This is a genomic window from Pseudomonas sp. CM25 (genome assembly GCF_013179705.1).
Lineage (GTDB): Bacteria > Pseudomonadota > Gammaproteobacteria > Pseudomonadales > Pseudomonadaceae > Aquipseudomonas.
Genome location: NZ_JABMCW010000512.1, coordinates 1 through 2,822 on the forward strand (window position 1 = coordinate 1; position 2,822 = coordinate 2,822).

At 65.2% G+C, this 2,822-nt stretch carries 2 protein-coding genes; both read left to right on the plus strand.

Annotated features, from left to right (window positions below; translation table 11 throughout):
- The coding region (locus HP546_RS28700; protein ID WP_172232787.1) for an RND family transporter at positions 1-1,458 on the plus strand (1,458 nt) is incomplete at its 5' end.
- On the plus strand, positions 1,451-2,822 hold a 1,372-nt coding region (locus HP546_RS28705; protein ID WP_172232790.1), incomplete at its 3' end, for an acyl-CoA dehydrogenase family protein. The genes HP546_RS28700 and HP546_RS28705, both read left to right, overlap by 8 nt.

Sequence of the window (2,822 nt, forward strand, 5' to 3'; positions counted from 1 at the left end):
GCCGGGGTAACCGCGCTGCTGGCCGATGCCGTGGGCTTTGCCGTGCTGATGCTGATCGACATCCCGGTCATCCAGGACCTGGCGATTACTGCCAGCATTGGTGTGGCGGTGCTGATCTTCACGTCGTTGTTGCTGATGCCGGTGGCACTGTCCTATGTCGGTGTGGGCAGCACGGCTGCCGAGCGAGCTTTGGCTATCGATGCGCGCTGGGCCCTGCGCGGGGAAGGGCGCTTGCAAAGTGGCGGCGCACCTCGGCGAGTCAATCCATGGGCGCTGCTTGAGCGCTTCACCGAGCGCAAATGGGCCAGCGCCGCTCTGCTGGTTGCCCTGGCGCTGGCGGCGCTGGGCACCTGGGGCAGCCTGCAACTGAAAATTGGCGACCTCGACAGCGGCGCCCCCGAGCTGCGGGCAAACTCACGCTACAACCTCGACAACGCCTTCATTACCGAACACTACGCGCTGTCCAGCGACACCTTCGCGGTCATGGTAAAGACCGCTGCAGAAGGCTGCCTGCAATACCGCACCCTGCTGCTCGCCGACCGCCTGGCGTGGGAGCTGCAACAGCTGCCGGGTGTACAGACCACCGTGTCGCTGGCCAATGCCGTGCGCCAGATCACCGCTGGCACCTACGAAGGCAACCCCCGCCTGAACAGCCTGCAACGCAACCAGGACGTGCTCAACTACGCGGCCCAGCAGGCCTCGGTCAACGCCCCGGAACTGTTCAACAACGACTGCTCGCTGATGCCGGTGATCGCCTACCTCAAGGATCACCGCGCCGACACCCTGGCGCAGGTGGCCGCAGCGGCCGAACGCTTTGCCGCCGCCAACAGCGGTGACGGGCAACAGTTCTTGCTGGCCGCCGGCAGTGCCGGTATCGAAGCCGCCACCAACGAGGTGGTCCGCGAGGCCAACCATCGCATGCTGTTGCTGGTGTACCTGGCGGTCACACTGTTCTGCCTGCTCACCTTCCGCAGTTGGCGCGCCACGTTGGTGGCGATATTGCCGCTCATGTTGACCTCGGTGCTGTGCGAGGCGCTGATGGTGGCCATGGGCATTGGCGTCAAGGTCGCCACCCTGCCAGTGATCGCACTGGGGGTGGGGATTGGCGTTGACTACGCGTTGTACCTGCTGAGCGTGCAACTGCACTACCAGCGCGCCGGCTTGAGCCTGGCCCAGGCCTACCAGAAGGCCTTGGCTTTCACCGGCCGGGTGGTGGGACTGGTCGGCATTACCCTGGCGGTGGGCGTGGTCGGCTGGGCCTGGTCGCCGATCAAGTTCCAGGCCGACATGGGCCTGCTGCTGACCTTCATGTTCCTGTGGAACATGCTCGGCGCGCTGGTGCTGATACCGGCGCTGTCGCACTTCCTCCTGCGCGGCCAGGGTGCCCCGGCGCCTGCCGAAGCCCAGGCCGCAACGCTTTCGCCAACCCCAAAAACCGAGTGTTCGCCTCATGTCTGATTACCTTCCGCCGCTGCGCGACATGGCTTTCCTGTTCAACGAAGTGTTCGACATCCCGGCCTGGTGGGCGCAAACGCCTGCGCTGGTCGAGCAGGTCGATGCTGACACCGCCCGGGCCGTGCTGGAACAGGCAGGCAAGCTGATTGCACAAAGGGTGGCGCCGCTCAACCGCAGCGGCGATGAGCAAGGCTGCCGCTGGGAAGCCGGCCAGGTTCATACCCCCGACGGCTTCGTCGACGCCTACCGGGCATTTGCCGATGACGGCTGGGTGGGCGTAGCCGGGGCTGCGGAGTACGGCGGCATGGGGATGCCGAAGGTTATCGCTGCGCAGCTCGAAGAAATGCTCAACGCGGCCAACTTGTCGTTCGGCCTCTATCCGATGCTCACTGCCGGCGCTTGTCTGGCGCTGCTCAATCACGCCAGCGAGCCCTTGAAGGCCCTGTATCTGCCACCTATGTACCAAGGCCGCTGGGCTGGCTCGATGTGCCTCACCGAGCCCCATGCCGGCACCGACCTTGGTCTGCTCCGCACCCGCGCCGAGCCAGGCACCGATGGCAGCTACTGCATCAGCGGTACCAAGATGTTCATCACCGGCGGCGAGCAGGACCTGACCGAGAACATCATTCACCTGGTGCTGGCGCGGCTGCCGGATGCGCCGGCAGGGCCGAAGGGCATCTCGCTGTTCCTGGTGCCCAAGGTGCTGGTCGACACAGAGGGCGCTCTGGGTGAGGCCAATGCAGTGAGCTGCGGTTCGATCGAGCACAAGATGGGCATCAAGGCCTCGGCCACCTGCGTGATGAACTTCGACGGCGCCGTCGGTTACCTGGTGGGCGAGCCGAACAAGGGCCTCAATGCCATGTTCACCATGATGAACTACGAGCGCCTGGGCGTGGGTATTCAGGGCCTGGCGTTGGGCGAGCGATCTTACCAGGGCGCCCTTGCCTATGCCCGCGACCGCCTGCAGGGCCGGGCTGCGACGGGGGCCGAGGCGCCGGCGCAAAGCGCCGACCCGATCATCGTCCACGCGGATGTGCGGCGCATGTTGCTGACCATGAAAGCACTGAACGAAGGCGGGCGGGCGTTTTCCACCTACGTCGCGTTGCAGCTTGACCTGGCCAGGTACAGTGAAGACCCAGGCACTCGCGCTCGGGCCGAGGCCAAGGTCGCGTTGCTCACGCCGGTGGCCAAGGCCTTCATGACCGACATGGGGCTGGAAACCACCGTGCACGGCCAGCAGGTACTCGGTGGCCACGGCTATATCCGCGAATGGGGTCAGGAGCAATTGATTCGCGACTGCCGTATCACCCAGATCTACGAAGGCACCAATGGCATCCAGGCGCTCGACCTGGTGGGGCGCAAACTGT